Here is a 15,498-nt window from a genome sequence, read left to right on the forward strand (position 1 = left end):
AGTATAGATAGTTTATTTGATGTGGAGGTATTATCATAATGGCTATTAACAAAATTGGAATGCTCGGTGCTGGTACAATGGGACAGGGTATAGCCTGGGCTCTTGCTTCTGCAGGCAAGAAAGTCGTACTCTATGATATTAAAAAAGAGTTTGCTGATAGAGCTATAAGCTCCATTGGGAAGAGTCTGGCCAAAGCGGAAGAAAAAGGGAAAGCTGCTCCTGGGACAAAGGATACTGTAGTGGGTAATATTTTTGGAACAGACAAATTCGAAGACCTGAAAGATGTTGATTTTATTGTTGAAGGCGTTTTTGAAAACATGGACGTTAAAAAAGATGTCTATACCAAATTAGATGCCTTGCTGGCTCCTGAAGTTATAATCGCTACTAATACTTCCTCCCTTTCCATCACAGAAATAGCTGCTATTACCAAAAGACCGGACAAGGTTGTCGGAATGCATTTCTTCAACCCGGCCAATGTTATGAAATTAGTCGAGGTTATTCCTGCTCTGCAGACCTCGGAAGAAACCGTGCAAACCGTGGTTGACCTGTCTATTGAAATTGGCAAAAAACCGGTAAAAGTCAAAGAAGGACCCGGGTTTGTGGTTAACCGTATTCTGGTTCCGGCAATTAATGAAGGTTGTGCCATCCTTTATGAGGGACTGGCTACTGCCGAAGACATTGATACAGCTATGAAATTTGGCGCCGGATGGCCCATGGGACCGCTTACTCTCTGTGATCTGGTTGGTGCTGATATTAGCCTGGCAGTTATGAATACCTTATATAACGAAACCGGAGACCCCAAGTATCGTCCTTCCGGTTTGTTAAAACAGTATGTTCGTGCTGGTTGGTTAGGAATGAAGACCAAAAAAGGATTTTATAACTACTAATAGCATTTCTAAAGAAAGTAAAGCCTATTACAAGACAAATAACTATTAAGGAAAAATTATGGAGGTGCAAAATAATGGGTTTGAATGAAGTTGTAATGGTAAGTGCTTGTAGAACTCCTATAGGCAAGTTTCTGGGCCAGTTTAAAGATGTACCGGCCAAGGATTTGGCAGTAACAGCAGGTAAGGAAGCCATCAAGAGAGCTGGGATCCCAGCTGATATTATTGATGAAATTGTAATGGGTCAAGTTTATCAGGGCTTACAGAAATCTTTGCCCGCACGTATTGTTGGTTTGGCCTGCGGGCTTCCTGAGCGTAGTAATGCTTGTGTTGTAAATCAGAATTGTACCTCTAGCATGAGGGCGTTGGAAATTGCCAGTCGCAACATTATGCTGGGAGTGACAGATATCGCGCTGGTTGTCGGTGTGGAAAACATGACCCAGGCACCTTATATGGTTCCCAGTGCCAGAACCGGGGCCAGAATGGGCGATGCCAAACAGATCGATTCGTTAACCCATGATGCATTGGTTGATTCATTGGTTCCGGGACATATGGGAATGACTGCTGAAAATGTTGCAGTTATGTATAACATTACTCGCGAACAGTGTGATGAATTAGCGGTCAGGAGCCATACCAATGCCATAAATGCAACGGATAATGGTATTTTCAAGAGAGAAATCGTCCCGGTTGAAGTTAAAACTAAAAAAGGTATAACAATTATTGAAACAGATGAACATCCTATCCGTGGTTCCAGTATGGAAAGCGTGGGCAGGCTAAAACCAGCATTTAAAAAAGATGGGGGTGTAGTAACCGCTGCTAATGCATCCGGCATCAATGACGGCGCTTCCGCTGCTGTTATAATGTCCAAACAAAAAGCTGCGGAACTGGGAATAACACCGCTTATGAAATTGGTTGCTTCAGTTGGTGTTGGGGTTGATCCCCAAATCATGGGAATCGGGCCTGCGGAAGCAATTCCGGTAGCACTCGAAAAAGCTGGTTGGAAATTCGATGATGTTGATTATTGGGAACTGCATGAAGCGTTTGCACCTCAGTTCATAGGCTGCAAAATTCGCCTGAAAGAAAAATATGGCATGGACCTCTCTATGGATAAAGTAAATCACAATGGATCAGGTATTGCTTTGGGACATCCTATTGGCTCAAGCGGACTGCGTATCGTGGTTTCTTTATACTACGAACTGGAAAGACTCGGCCTTACCAAAGGCGGCGCCTCTACTTGTGTAGGAACCGGACCGGCCATGGCCTCTTTGTGGACTCGCGATATTTAATAGCTTTACCTTAATATTTCCCTTGTAGGTGATGGTCTGCACCGCCATCACCTACGCTTTTAAAGTTATTTATGCCAGTAAGGAGGAATTACCCTAAGATGGATTACAGCATGGAATATAAACGCAAACTGCTACCCGTAGAAGAAGCCATGAAGGTGATTAAATCCGGCGACCTGGTGCAGTATGGAGAATTTGTCATGAATTCCAGCTACCTGGACGCCGCGCTGGCCCAGCGGGTTGATGAATTGGAGAATGTAAATATCCGCACCACCACCTGCCCCTTTCCGCCCAAAACGGTTCTGGCTGACCCGGAGAGAAAACACTTCATATATAATGACTACCATATGAGTGCCGCCAGCCGCAAACTGCATGATAAGGATTTGTGCAATTATGTGCCTTTGACCTATCATGAAGGCCCCAGTTTTTATGAGCGCGATTATGTGGCAGCCGATGTGGCCCTGATTAAAGTTGCCCCCATGGATAAACACGGTTTCTTCAATTTAGGTACCTCGCTCTCTTTAACCCCACTGTTCTGTGATACTGCCCGGACTGTTATAGTGGAAGTAAATGAAAACGTTCCCATCTGCCTGGGCGGCTGCCGGGAGTCCATTCATATATCTGAAGTTGACTACATAGTTGAAGGAGACAACCAGCCTATGATTCAACTTCCGGAACTCCCCATATCAGATACTGACAAGAAAATAGCTGCCATAGTCCTGGAAGAAATCGAAGACGGAGCCTGCCTGCAGTTGGGAATAGGCGCCATGCCCAATGCAGTAGGAGCCATGATAGCCCAATCCGATTTGAAGGATCTGGGGGTACACACAGAAATGCTGGTAGACTCCTTTGTCGATATGTATGAAGCCGGACGCATTACCGGTCGCCGTAAACAACTGGATAAATGCAAGATGGTATACACTTTTGCCATGGGGACCAATAAACTGTATAACTTCCTGGATGGAAACCCGGCGTGTGCCATCTATCCCGTAGACTATACCAATGACCCCTTTATTATTGGCCGCAATGACAAAGTTTTCGGCATCAATAATGCCATAGAAATAGACCTTTATGGACAGGTGGCTTCAGAATCATCAGGGACCCGGCATATCTCCGGAACCGGCGGGCAACTGGACTTCATCATCGGTTCCTATTATTCTAAGGGAGGCAAAGGCCTGATCTGCCTGACCTCAACCTTTACCGACAAAGAAGGCAATCTGCAATCCCGAATCCGGCCCACATTAACCCCGGGAGCCGTTGTAACTGTACCCCGGAGTATAAATTTCTATGTAGTCACTGAATATGGGATTGCCATGCTCAAAGCCAAGTCTACCTGGCAGCGGGCCGAGGCGCTTATTAACCTGGCCCACCCCGACCTGCGGGATGAACTCATTAAGGAAGCTGAAAAAATGCGTATTTGGGTGAGAAGCAATAAAATAGTCTAAGTGATTCTATCCTATCAAATCTTGATGTCACTGCCAAATAGGCGTGTTTTCCTTAAGCTCAACCTTATGGTAAAATTTTTCAGTACATTGATAATAGATTTTACTTGAAAAATGAGCTTTTTGGGACCAAATTAACCCATACTAAGAACCATAATTGTCATTTTCACCCTTTTAATTTGGATTTGGGCACAATAACCCCTTTGTTTTTATCTTTGGTTTTTTGATCTGTTTGGTTAAAGCCCTAAATATCTGTTTGAAATTATGACCAATTACCTTAAAACCTATTTGTAAGGTACATTTGATTTTACCGCGCACTCTTAATCTTTTTGCACCCTGGCATCCTTTGATGGCCGAATTTGTTCCCTCAATCGCAGCGCGTTTGCTGATGTTTTCGTGTTTTATGTGAGGATCGTTTACTGTTTCCCGTACTTGAGATGCCAGTATGGATTTCTTGGATATCCTTACTACCATATCTCTCTTCTGTTCCTTTAGAGGACAATTGCACCGATGAGGACAGTTATTACAGACTTCTTTAGGAAAATGACTAGTAGTTATCTTGGTTTTGCTATTGTACTTGCTGCTGCTGGGAATTTGGCCTCCCGGACACTGTACCATTTCCATATCTTTGTTAAAGACAAAGTGATGAGCTGGTAGCTGTCCTTCGGGGGCTGTTTTGCCAGTCATATCAGTGTAATGGAGCTGGATTTCTATACCTTTGGAGTTGGCTTTATTTATCACATTCTCTCCGTAGTAACCGCCATCAGCGTAAATATCGCTGGCATTGGTATTATCTTTGATAATATCCATACGGTCCTGAAATATTTCTACATCGCTCTTGTTATTGGGTTCGACTGTGTAATCAACTATAATCTGAACATCATTTTCGCTATTACAGGTTTCGGTGAATGTGGCTGTATAACCCGATTCTTTTTTCCCGGCCTTATCCCGGTAAGTAGCATCTGTATCATACGCTGATTGTAGTGAATCGGAACTGACTTCTTTGCTTGCTTTGGCTTTGAATCGCCCGCTGTTTTCATCGCAATTAGCCTGTTCATTGAGGAAGCGCAGCAGGATTTTCACCTTTTCTAAATCAGCGATAGTTTTATGGTTTTGGGATAGGACATATATTTCACTCATTAAATCCAGTACAGCCTGTAATCTACTGTCTAACTGGCTATTCTTGGTCTGGTATAATAATTTGTTCTTGAAGGAATCTTCCAGTACTTTGTTTAGATTCTCGCTGCGATAAGCGACGGGTATGGCTCTTACTGCTTGTGCCAGTACATCATGAGCCAGGGAAAGACGACCGGCTTTCTTGATATTGGGACTAATTAAAGTGGAATCTATGCGTAGTTCATCAGTTTTAAGCCCGACTAAACCAAGGAAATTCCGGGTAAGTATTTCAAACTGTTGAAAAGCCAGAGCCTCCTTTTCGGGATATTCTTTGGAATAACGAACCACTCTCTCTCGAAAGTTGTACAAGGTCCGTTCTCCCAAGTATATTTCACCGATATTTTCTATTCCCAGAGCATATTGTACCTGGTAATTAAAATAGTACTGATCTAGCAGTTCCTGGTCAGTGTAATCAAACAAGTGTTTAATAATCTCCAGGCCTACTAGTATATTGATAGGAAAGTTGGGCCTTCCCCATTCCAAACTATAGAGCGGAGCAAATAGTTCTTCTCTAATAAGGCAGAAGACCTGTTCATAAAATACCATTGACCAGGAATTTTTAAGCCGTTTAGCTACAACGGAGTTGAACCGCTGGAAATCGCTAAATACTTTTCCTTGAAGATGATCATTATTTGGCTTAAACAATTTGAAAAACCTCCGAATTTCTGGTTTATCGTTGTGTTTCTTCTATTTTCTCTATAATACTTCGCTATTCGGTAAGGTTTTTCCTGCTTGCTGATACGACTTTTTTGACTTTTTGCAGTGACATCAATCTTTATTAATCTGACCCCCTTATATTATTTTTTTATTTTATATCAGGCCGGGCAAGCATCTTAGCTCAACCGGCCTGTTATGTTATGTTTCCTTTTAATAATAGTGATTAGTAAGAAAATAAGATTTAGACGCAGAAGGACGCTGACCCTTCGGGCGCAGCAACCTTAATAGCAACCGCAGGGAGCATCAATGGTACCCGTAGGGTGATTTACGCCGATACTATCTTATGAAATCTTAATAAATCAGCGTTAATCAGCGTCAAATAATTCGTACTGGTTGCTTCCCCTATTTTCATCGGTGGTTGTGGCCCCTGGCCATGGGGGGTTAGTAAGAAAAGTGAGGAATAAGGACCTTAATAGCAACCAAAGGGATCGAGTTTGTCAGCAACCCGATCCCTTTTCAATGGGTACTCTCAATAAGTTAACAACTTAAGTGCCTGGCACCATTTAGTATTTGCGGTCAAATTACTATTGCAGGTGTTTTGTTTTTGGTTAATACTGTTAATATAAAAACTAATTTTTGGTTTATTGGGGATTTAAAATTGAGCAAGCAGGATGTGCAATTTATACAATGAAAGGCAAGAAAGATTTCAGGCTGGAAATAGCAAGTATAGAAAGCGCCAGCGATTATGTTCGTGATCTACTAAAACAATACAAATGCACCGAGCGTGACATGGTTCGAGCTCAACTCTTTACGGAAGAAACGATAGTGTACTGGACGGAAATTGCTGACGAAGGCGATATTTTTCAAATCAATGTGCGAAAACGCTTTAAAACCATTTCCCTATCATTATCGTATAGAGGGGCACAATCCAATCCTCTTGCCATATCTGATGAAGAAGAGGATGAAGCGGAATTCAGCTTCATCGGTCAAAATATACTAATTGGGCTTTCAACCGTTACCTATAACTATGAAAACGGATACAATGTCATTACCTTTACGATCAAGGAAAAAGGAATTAATCCTGTTATTTTCATTATTTTCGCCCTTGCCGCTGCCATAATCTGTGGGCTGATAGTCAACCGCTTCGCCCCGTCTTTAGGGCCAGGCCTGAGCGCCTCAATATTGACTCCCTTGAGTAAAGCTTTTTTCGGCTTGTTGAATGCAATCGTCATCCCTTTTCTATTCCTGTCAGTTATTGCCAGTATTTTTAACATGGAAAATATCGCCCAGATGAAGCGTATTTTCCGTATACTGTTTAGTTGGTTTTTGGGACTGACGGCAATTTCGGCAGTAATTGCCGTCCTTGCAGGGATAATTTATTTCCCCCTGCAGAGCGGTGCTTCTGCGGGCGTTAATGAAGTAAACATTTGGGCGCAAATCGCCAAAATGCTGTTTGATATCATACCTGCAAACATCTTTCAGTCCTTTTTGGACGGTAACACCTTGCAAACCATTTTCCTGGCTGTCATAACCGGTATTACTATGCTGGTCTATAAAGGACGCTTTCCGGTTATAAGCAAGGTGGTAAGCGAATCTAATTTAATTTTTTCTACCTTGTTGGATGCCATATGTTCCCTGATGCCATGGGTGATATTCATTTGCATTTTTGACATGTTGTTGTCCGGCGATGGCAGAGTGCTTCTCAGTTCTATCGCTGTGGTTGTACTTATATGTATATGTTTTCTGCTTATTATTTTACTTTGCCTCTTGAGTGTGGCCTTCATTGAAAAACAAAATCCCATACAATACATAAAGACGATCGGGCCAGTTCTGCTGATTGCATTATCCACCGCCAGCTCAAGTGCCACCTTTGCACCCCATAGCATGATCGCCAGTAACAAACAGGGGATTCGTGATTATCTGGCGAACTTCTCCATTCCTGTGGGGGCCCTGTTTGCCAAACCGTTTGTGGTGCCGGTCTTATTATTAATGACATTGTTTGTTGGTAATTTTTACTCGGTCACTTTCACTATGGCAGATGTCGTGTCTATGGTTCTGCTTTGCATTATTTTGTCTGTAGCCGTCCCCCCAATTCAGGGGATGGGTATCTTTCTTTTTACGATTATCTTTAAGCGCTTCACTATCCCTCTCGAAGGATTGGCGATGGCAGCTAGCCTCTTTATGCTCTTTGATTATCTAATGACCACCGGCAATGTGTTTTCCGTAAACATCAGCATGCTTCACACGGAACATCGACTGAGGGAGAAAGAAAAAAGAGTAATAGTTCACAACAACCAGAAATGTTAATAAGATTTCTTTCTCCAGCCCATTTGAATTAGCAGTTTATAACGAGGTGAAATAGGCCCCCGCTTCTTCAGACGGCCAAAGTTCCTATTAACAAAACAGGCGGCGGGTTCTAATCCCCCTCCTCGTTGCAGAGCTGTGTTGAAATTGCTCCGCACTTTCTTCCGATGCTTAAAAATCCAGGAAATAAACAGGTTGATATTGCCCAAGTGTTTTTACTATTTTTTCTACATTCTTTTGCATAAATAGTGGGAATATTATATTTTTACTGCCATAAATATTATAACGAGGAGAAAAGTGTCCCCTGCTTCTTTAAGCGGTCGGTTCCTATTAACAAAACAGGCTACTGTTTCTAATCCCCCGCCTCGTTGCAGCGGTGTGTTGAAACTGCTCCGCAGTTTTCTTCCGATGCTTTAAAAAATGATGATTGATTTTTTCACGAGCTTTTAAGGAAAGGAGTCAATATTTATGGCGTATTGGTTGTTATGCCAATCCTGTAAAGAGTGGAGCAAATTTACTACTCCCTTATCAAATGACAAAGTTTGTCCCTTGTGCAGCAATTCTTTTATTACGGTAAAATCACATCTTAGTTCAATTCCTTATGAGAAAACCATAGAAAAAGCACAAGACCTGTTGGAAAATCTCCCAACAGTGGAAAATGAACCAGCGTCAAGCGTAAAAGAAAAAGAATCCCTTGAAGCACTCCGGGAAACAGATAAAACGGAAATGCCGAAAACAGCAGATATACCGAAAACAGCGGGAATGCCGGAAATAGCGGAGATGCCAAAAATAGAAGAAATACCGGATACATCGGCAACACCCGATGAACCTGAAACGGAGGATAAAGCGGATTTACAGGAAAATTCCGAAATAACTGGTCAGCCTGAAATAACAGAAATAAGCGAAACTCCAGAGGATTCTGCAATACAAGAAACAAGCTTAGAGGAAGACCAGACAAATGAAATAAGCGAGCCACAGGAAACAGAAAAAGTACTAACCGGAAATGAAAAGCAAAATATATTGCGACAAAAGAAGAAACGCTCAAAATTCTATAGATAGGATAAGGAACAGAGGGGGATGGTTATGACTGTGCCATTCCCTGTTCTACTTATCCTCACTGGGCTGTCGGGTTTCCTCCTGCCGCATTTTTTTCATTTCAAAATAAATAAAGCCGGCGGTTAGAGCTACGGACAGGCCATCAGCAATAGGAGCAGTTCGCCATACCCCATCAATACCCCAAAAACGCGGTAGAATCAGAAGCAAGGGAATAAAAATCAAAAACTGCCGTGACAGGCTGAGGATTGCGGCCTGCCTGGCTTTGCCCACGGCTTGAAAATACATGGAACTCACAACCTGAAACCCCACTACCGGCAGCAGGGCAAAGAAAGTTAACATAGCATGAACCGTCATGGTGGTAAGGGCGGTATCTCCCTTGCTAAACAAGCCTACTAATTGCAGTGGCCAGATATGAAGAGCCATATATCCCGCTACCGCTATACCCGTACCGGCTAAAACCGCGGTTTTCCAGGTTTCCTTTACCCGTTGGTATTGGCAAGCTCCGTAATTGTAGCCGATTATTGGTTGTGCCCCCTGACCGAGGCCCAGTACTGGCATAACCAGCAGCATGGATATGCTCATTACAATGCCGATGGCAGCCAGGGCCAGATCCCCACCGTAAAACATCAAGGTCTGGTTTAATATGAGCTGCTGGATACAGGCAGCTGTTTGCATGGCAAAAGGGGCAAAACCGATAGCCATAATACCGCTCAATACCGGCCAGGCAGGCTTCAGGTTTTTCCAGTGAATTTTCACCAGGCTCCTGCCGGTGAAAAAATAGCTTAATACCCAGATGGCTGAAATTAATTGTGCTAGTATAGTGGCCAGAGCAGCTCCCTTTATCCCCCAGTGGAATATGAAGATAAAAACATAATTTAAAGCTACACTCACTACTGCCCCCAGTATCTGGGTGGACATCGCCATAGCCGGATTACCTTCCGCCCGGATGAAGTTATTCATACCCATACTGATAGAGCCGAATACCGAGCCCAGCATAATGATCCGGGTGAAGTCGCGGGCATAAGGAAGTACGGCGGCACTGGCTCCAAAAGCAATCAGTATTGGTTCCGTAAACAGTAAAAATAAAACCGCCAAAGCCGCTGGCAAGATGATTAACATGGTCATGGCATTTCCCGCTACCTTCTCAGCTTCATCCTTCTTTTGCTCTCCCAGCTTAAGGGAAATCAAAGAGGTGGCACCGACCCCAATCAGGAGAGAGACGGCCATAAGCAAAATCATTATGGGAAAGGCTACCGTAGTGGCCGCTATCGCCAGGGACCCTATACCCCGGCCCACAAATATCCGGGCTATGACATTATATAGTGAACTGACCAGCATACCAACAATAGTCGGCAGGGAAAAATCCCACAGTAATTTTCCTATACGCTGCTTACGCATTCTCGCGGAACGATCCATCAGATAACTCCTTTAACTTTTTTCCTGTTATGAAAAAAAGAGAACTATCCTTTAGTATAAAGGATAGCTCCCTTCCATAAAAGTCAAGCAACAGATAAAATTCCTAAACATTATTTATGGCTATTTCCCTTAACGAGCCATCAGGACTTTACTTAAGAAAGCGCTGGTTCTTTCCTGCCGGGGGTTCAGAAGGACTTCTTCAGCCTGGCCTTCTTCCATGATTACCCCCTCGTCCATAAAAATTACCCGGTCGGCCACCTCGCGGGCAAAACCGATTTCGTGGGTAACCACTACCATGGTCATATCCTCCAGGGCCAGGTCTTTCATAACCATCAGCACCTCTCCGGTTAATTCCGGGTCCAGGGCGGAGGTGGGTTCATCAAAGCACATGATGTCAGGATTCATAGCCAGGGCGCGGGCAATCGCCACCCGCTGCTGCTGCCCGCCCGAGAGTTCAAAAGGATAATTATCCGCCTTCTGGGAGAGCCCTACTTTGGCCAGGAGCAAGCGAGCGCTCTCTTCCGCCTCAGCCTTACCCATATTTTTAACCAGGGTCGGCGCCATTATCAGATTTTGCATAACTGATTTATGGGGGAAGAGATTAAAATTCTGAAATACCATACCCATTTTGCGGCGTGCTTGCGCAATTTTCGCCTCGCTGCTATATACTGCCTTGCCTTCACTGTTGTTCTGTGCTATAGTCTCCCCTTCTATTTCAATCTGGCCGCTGTCGATCCTTTCCAGGTGGTTTAGGCAGCGCAGAAGGGTACTTTTCCCGGAACCGGAGGGACCGATGATAGCAATGACCTCACCTTTCTGCACCTGTAAAGAAACCCCGTGCAGAACACCCAGGCTGCCAAAATTTTTATGAATGTTAATAGCTTGCAAAATATACATATTCGTTTCTCCTCGAATGTTGCCATTTAACCGCTGGACTAATGGAAGTAATCGTAGCGCAACTCCACCCATTTGAAAAAGCGTTGCACCATGCCTGTCATCATCAGGTAGAAAATGGCCGCAATTAAAAATGGGATGAAAGTATCATCCCGCATTACATGAGTCCGGGCTACCCGTGATAACTCACTTATGGCCAGAACATAGACCAGGGCGGTGTCTTTTACCAGGTTAATAACCTCATTGCCAATAGGCGGCAAGACCCGCTTGAAGACCTGGGGCAAAATGATGTTCGTCATGGTCTGGTAACGGCTTAATCCCAGCACATCAGCAGCCTCATACTGGCCCCTATCTATGGATTGAATACCAGCCCGAAAAATCTCGGCCAAATAAGCGGAATAGTTCAACACAAAAGCGAGGTAGGCGGCCATTTCCCGTTCCAGCCGCAAACCCAAGGTCATCAAACCAAAATACATAAACAAAAGCTGCAATAGCAGGGGAGTTCCGCGAAACAGCCAGACATAGAATTCCATAAACCAGCGCAGTGGACTGAAACTGGAAATGCGGGCCATACCCATGATTACCCCCAGGGGCAGAGCCATTACCAGTGTTATGCTGAAAAGTTTCAGGGTTACGGTCAAACCCTTCAGCATGGAGGGGAGCAGCATAATAATATAATCCATAAAGACTCCTCAATTTCTTACTTTGCTCACATAATAACAGGCTAACAATAGTAATTGTTAGCCTGTCCTGCTCAATTATATCAGATTCCAGTTGTTTATGGCTATTTGTTAATAATGTCTTCTCCGAACCACTTCTCCGAAATTTTGGCGGCAGTTCCATCTGCCTTCATTTCATCCAGTGCTTTTTCCACTTCAGCGTGGAAGGCCTTATCATCCAGGCGGAAACCTACCCCGAAATCTTCCAGGTCAAAATTATCTTTCAGCACTTTGTAATCGCCGGGGTGTTTGGAAAGATAATAACGACCAACTACTTCATCAACCACTACGGCTTCAACCCCGCCTCCCTTGAGGTCACGCAGGGCCAGGTCATTGCTCTCAAACTGCAGCAGGTTGTCCTTAATCACTTCAAAGGTTTCCTTATCGGCCTCAACGGCTTCATTGGCACTGCTGGCAGCCTGTATGCCGATTTTCTTGCCCGCCAGATCAGCTTTGCTGGCAATATCCGAATCGGCCCTTACCACAATAATCTGCCGGTCAGATATGTAGGGTTTGGAAAAGAGAAAGTCCTGTTTCCTTTCCTCGGTAATGGTAAATCCATTCCATATCACATCGATATTGCCACTGTTCAGTTCTTCTTTCTTGGTATCCCAAACTATGGACTGGAACTGGACTTCCACACCCAGGCGCTGGGCTACTTCCTTGGCCAGGTCAACATCAAAACCTACGATTTCATTCGCTTCATCCCGGAAGCCCATGGGCGGGAACGCATCATCCAGGCCCATCACAAAATAGCCTTTGTCCTTGATCTTGGTCCAGGATTCATCGCTGCTGGTTTCCGGGGCTGGAGTTTTGGCAGCACATCCGCTCATCAAAAGCATCCCCAGGGAGAAACACAACAGAACCAACCATGCAACTTTTCGTTTCAAATTTTTCTACCTCCCTAAATATATTATTCTTCAACTAATTTTACTTTAATGCGGCAAATAAGTAAACAAAACAACAGGGGATAAAGTAAAAACCCTATGCTTGGACAAGGCCTGGGAGCTGGATCGTGGTTTAAGCAAACCGCTGCAACCAGACGGGGGATTAGAACCTGCCGCCTGCTTTGTTAATAGGAACCCAGCCGCTTAGCGGGGGACATATTCGCCTGGTTATAATTGGGCTTGAATTCCTGGTAGCTATAGACGAATATATTAAGCAAGAGAATTTTGCAAGTATTTGCTAAGGAGGGAACGGAAATTGCGGTTGATAGGATTAAAAGATTTGCGAATTGTTGTGGGAGTAGGTTGGTTATTTGTTTTGTCTTTATTATTTACTGTTTTCCCGGTATCTTGGGGAGAAGCTATGGATATCCAGAACTCAATTTTTCAGGTACAGGCGTCTGAGCAACTGTCATTAGCCGCTTCGGAAGAGTTGGATACTACTGGTGGTTGGGTGGCAGAAATTACTCCGGAGATAACTAAAAAAGGGGATATCAGCCTTACTTTCGACAAGGTGATGGCAGACCCGAGCGGAACGAAGGAGCAGTTTACGGTAGTGGTCAATGGTGATACTGCTGTTATTACTGGTGTAGTAAAAACCAATACCCCAGAGAAAATTAAGCTGGAACTAAAGGATAAAGCTAACGGGGCGCAAAATGTTATTATCGACTATGTTAAAAGTAGTGATCCGGCCAAACAGTTAAAATCCACCGATGGTGGAACAGTAGAAAGCTTTAGCATCCAAATAGGAGAACCCTCTCAGGCTCCAAGCTTAATTGCTGATAGCAGTGACAATCTGCTGGGCAATGTTATTGACATTACTTTTGTGGATGATTCATTGTGGAGAGAACGGGTAAGTAATGTAAAAGTAAATGATTCTTCGATTAGAGGTCAATATAGGATTGAGGAAGGTAGATTAAGTATAGATGCAGACGTGTTTCTTACCAGCGGGAATCATAGTATTGTAGTAAAAGCGCCGGGATACACAGATGCTGCAGTAGTTCAAACTATTTTAGAATCTGTAACGCTGCTTAATCCGCCAGTTTTATCCGCCGATTTGACGAATAATACCATCGGCCAGGCCATTGATATCACCTTTAGTGATGATGTTGCCTGGAGAGGGGCTATTTCTGATCTAAGTATCAATGGACAATCGGCAAACGCCAAGTACAGTATAAATGAAGGCAAGATTACAATTAATGCGGAAGTATTCAAAGAGGCTCGTAATTATATTATAGTAGTGAAAGCTACCGGATATAATGACATCCAATTAGAGCAAAGCATAATTCAGCCAAGCTCCAATGGTGGTAGCGGTAGTGGTGATGGCAGTAACAACAACAATAGCGGTGGTGGCAGTGGTGATGGCAGCGGTGGGGGAGCAGGCAGCGGAACTCCCGGCGGCCTCACTGTTCTCTTTAGCCAGGCAAAGCTTTCACCGAGCGATACCCTTTTGCAGTTTGACTTTGGCAATGGTATGGACAAAACCTTGAGCAGCAATCTAAACAAGATTCGGGTCTATGAAAAAGCTAGCGGTACTGAAGTTAAATACTCCAACTATAATTATATAAAACAAGGCTCAGGAAATGACGCCGTTAAATTGCGCCGGCTTGAACTCATGTTTAACAACCTGAAACCGGGCACCGCTTATGTAGTGGAACTGGATGCAGGCATTGAGGCTAATAACGGCAGCACCCTGGGCAGCAAACAGAGCTTCGAATTCAGCACTTCAGGTACAACAGCAGGGGAAGGAGCAGGGGTTCCAGCAGCTGAAAAGAGATTTGGCCAGGAAGCCGCTACTATCGACGAGCAGGGTGCCAGAATCGATATTCCGGCAGCAGCTTTTGACCAGGATTTCAAGGTAAAGGTAGGAAAAGTAGCGGATGTTTCCCAACTACCCCTGGCGGAGAAGAGCAAGCTTATCAGTGATGTAGTAGAGATAGAAAAAGATAAGAGCGGAGAGTTTAAGAAAGCAGTAAGCATTACCCTCAGTTTTGATAAGACCAAAGTAGATAGCAGCAAATATGATATCCAGATCTGTTATCTGGATGAGAAGGCGAATAAATGGCTTCCCCTGTCCAATATCAAAGTAGACCTGGCAGCAGGGCAGGTGAGTGGCGAGACCAAACATTTTACCAAGTTTGCGGTTATAGCTGCGGAAAAGGCAGCAGACCTGAAACCAGTAGAAGCTCCTAAAGTAGTCAAACTAAGCGATATTCAGGGGCACTGGGCCCAGAAAGCCATTGAGGAATTACTGGCTTCCTCAGCTATTGGAGGCTATCCCGACGGAAGCTTCAAGCCTGAGCAGAATATTACCCGGGCAGAGTTTACCAGCATTCTGGTCAAGGCCCTGAAGCTGAGTGTCAAGGATGGCAAAGTGTTTGACGATACTGCCCAGCACTGGGCCAACGAGGCCATAGCTGCAGCAGCTGCCAGTGGAATAGTAAGCGGTTACAGTGAAAGCATATTTGCTCCAGATGAATCCATTACCAGGGAACAGATGGCAGTAATGGTGGTCAATGCCGGTCAATTGGCGGGACTTGGCGATAATAAGATTTTTGCTGATGCTGAGCAAGTTTCCGCCTGGGCCAGGAAAGCAGTAGCTGTGGCCAGCGCACATAGCATTATTTCCGGTTATCCGGACAACAGTTTCCGTCCCCGTGCCAATGCGAGCCGGGCTGAAGCTGCCATGGTAATAGCCAAATCCTTGCAATTGGCCAGTTAAA

General features: G+C 44.3%; 11 protein-coding genes. 6 read left to right on the forward strand and 5 right to left on the reverse strand.

Translation table 11 applies throughout. The annotated features are described in order from the left end of the window. Nucleotides 1-44: 44 nt before the first annotated feature. From SWOL_RS01570 to SWOL_RS01580, 3 genes are all read left to right on the forward strand, one after another. Nucleotides 45-887, forward strand: coding sequence for a 3-hydroxyacyl-CoA dehydrogenase family protein (locus SWOL_RS01570; RefSeq protein WP_041427688.1), 843 nt, complete (start codon nucleotides 45-47; stop codon nucleotides 885-887). A gap of 74 nt (nucleotides 888-961) precedes the next feature. Further along, a complete protein-coding gene (locus SWOL_RS01575) occupies nucleotides 962-2,170 on the forward strand; it encodes a thiolase family protein (protein ID WP_011639760.1) in 1,209 nt (402 codons plus the stop codon). A 98-nt stretch (nucleotides 2,171-2,268) separates the two neighbouring features. Beyond that, nucleotides 2,269-3,612, forward strand: coding sequence for an acetyl-CoA hydrolase/transferase family protein (locus SWOL_RS01580; RefSeq protein ID WP_011639761.1), 1,344 nt, complete (start codon nucleotides 2,269-2,271; stop codon nucleotides 3,610-3,612). A 171-nt stretch (nucleotides 3,613-3,783) separates the two neighbouring features. On the opposite strand, the gene SWOL_RS01585 is transcribed toward SWOL_RS01580, so the two are convergent. Beyond that, nucleotides 3,784-5,430, reverse strand: a complete 1,647-nt coding sequence (locus SWOL_RS01585; protein ID WP_011639746.1) for a transposase — start codon at nucleotides 5,428-5,430, stop codon at nucleotides 3,784-3,786. A gap of 699 nt (nucleotides 5,431-6,129) precedes the next feature. Here SWOL_RS01585 and SWOL_RS01590 point away from each other — a divergent pair. Both SWOL_RS01590 and SWOL_RS01595 read left to right on the forward strand, forming a co-directional pair. After that, the gene (locus SWOL_RS01590) at nucleotides 6,130-7,749 is read left to right on the forward strand and encodes a dicarboxylate/amino acid:cation symporter (RefSeq protein ID WP_011639762.1); all 1,620 of its coding nucleotides are present in this window, start codon (nucleotides 6,130-6,132) and stop codon (nucleotides 7,747-7,749) included. 465 nt (nucleotides 7,750-8,214) lie between these two features. Then, on the forward strand, nucleotides 8,215-8,805 hold the full coding sequence (locus SWOL_RS01595; protein WP_011639763.1) for a hypothetical protein: 591 nt from the start codon (nucleotides 8,215-8,217) through the stop codon (nucleotides 8,803-8,805). Nucleotides 8,806-8,850: 45 nt separating this feature from the next. Here SWOL_RS01595 and SWOL_RS01600 read toward each other — a convergent pair whose 3' ends face one another. From SWOL_RS01600 to SWOL_RS01615, 4 genes are all read right to left on the reverse strand, one after another. After that, nucleotides 8,851-10,218, reverse strand: coding sequence for an MATE family efflux transporter (locus SWOL_RS01600; RefSeq protein WP_011639764.1), 1,368 nt, complete (start codon nucleotides 10,216-10,218; stop codon nucleotides 8,851-8,853). Nucleotides 10,219-10,347: 129 nt separating this feature from the next. Further along, complete coding sequence (locus SWOL_RS01605; protein WP_011639765.1) at nucleotides 10,348-11,115, reverse strand: amino acid ABC transporter ATP-binding protein; 768 nt, start codon at nucleotides 11,113-11,115, stop codon at nucleotides 10,348-10,350. A 38-nt stretch (nucleotides 11,116-11,153) separates the two neighbouring features. Then, nucleotides 11,154-11,795 (reverse strand): amino acid ABC transporter permease, encoded by a 642-nt coding sequence (locus tag SWOL_RS01610; RefSeq protein WP_011639766.1) that lies wholly within the window; start codon nucleotides 11,793-11,795, stop codon nucleotides 11,154-11,156. Between the two features lie 101 nt (nucleotides 11,796-11,896). Further along, entirely contained in the window at nucleotides 11,897-12,721 is an 825-nt protein-coding gene (locus tag SWOL_RS01615; protein ID WP_041427266.1) for an amino acid ABC transporter substrate-binding protein, read from the reverse strand. 313 nt (nucleotides 12,722-13,034) lie between these two features. Between SWOL_RS01615 and SWOL_RS01620 the strand changes: the two genes are divergently transcribed. Continuing rightward, nucleotides 13,035-15,497: a hemoblobin-interacting domain-containing protein gene (locus tag SWOL_RS01620; protein ID WP_011639768.1), complete on the forward strand. Its 2,463-nt coding sequence runs from the start codon at nucleotides 13,035-13,037 to the stop codon at nucleotides 15,495-15,497. The last annotated feature ends 1 nt before the right edge of the window (nucleotide 15,498 follow it).

This window comes from Syntrophomonas wolfei subsp. wolfei str. Goettingen G311, assembly GCF_000014725.1.
GTDB classification, from domain to species: domain Bacteria; phylum Bacillota; class Syntrophomonadia; order Syntrophomonadales; family Syntrophomonadaceae; genus Syntrophomonas; species Syntrophomonas wolfei.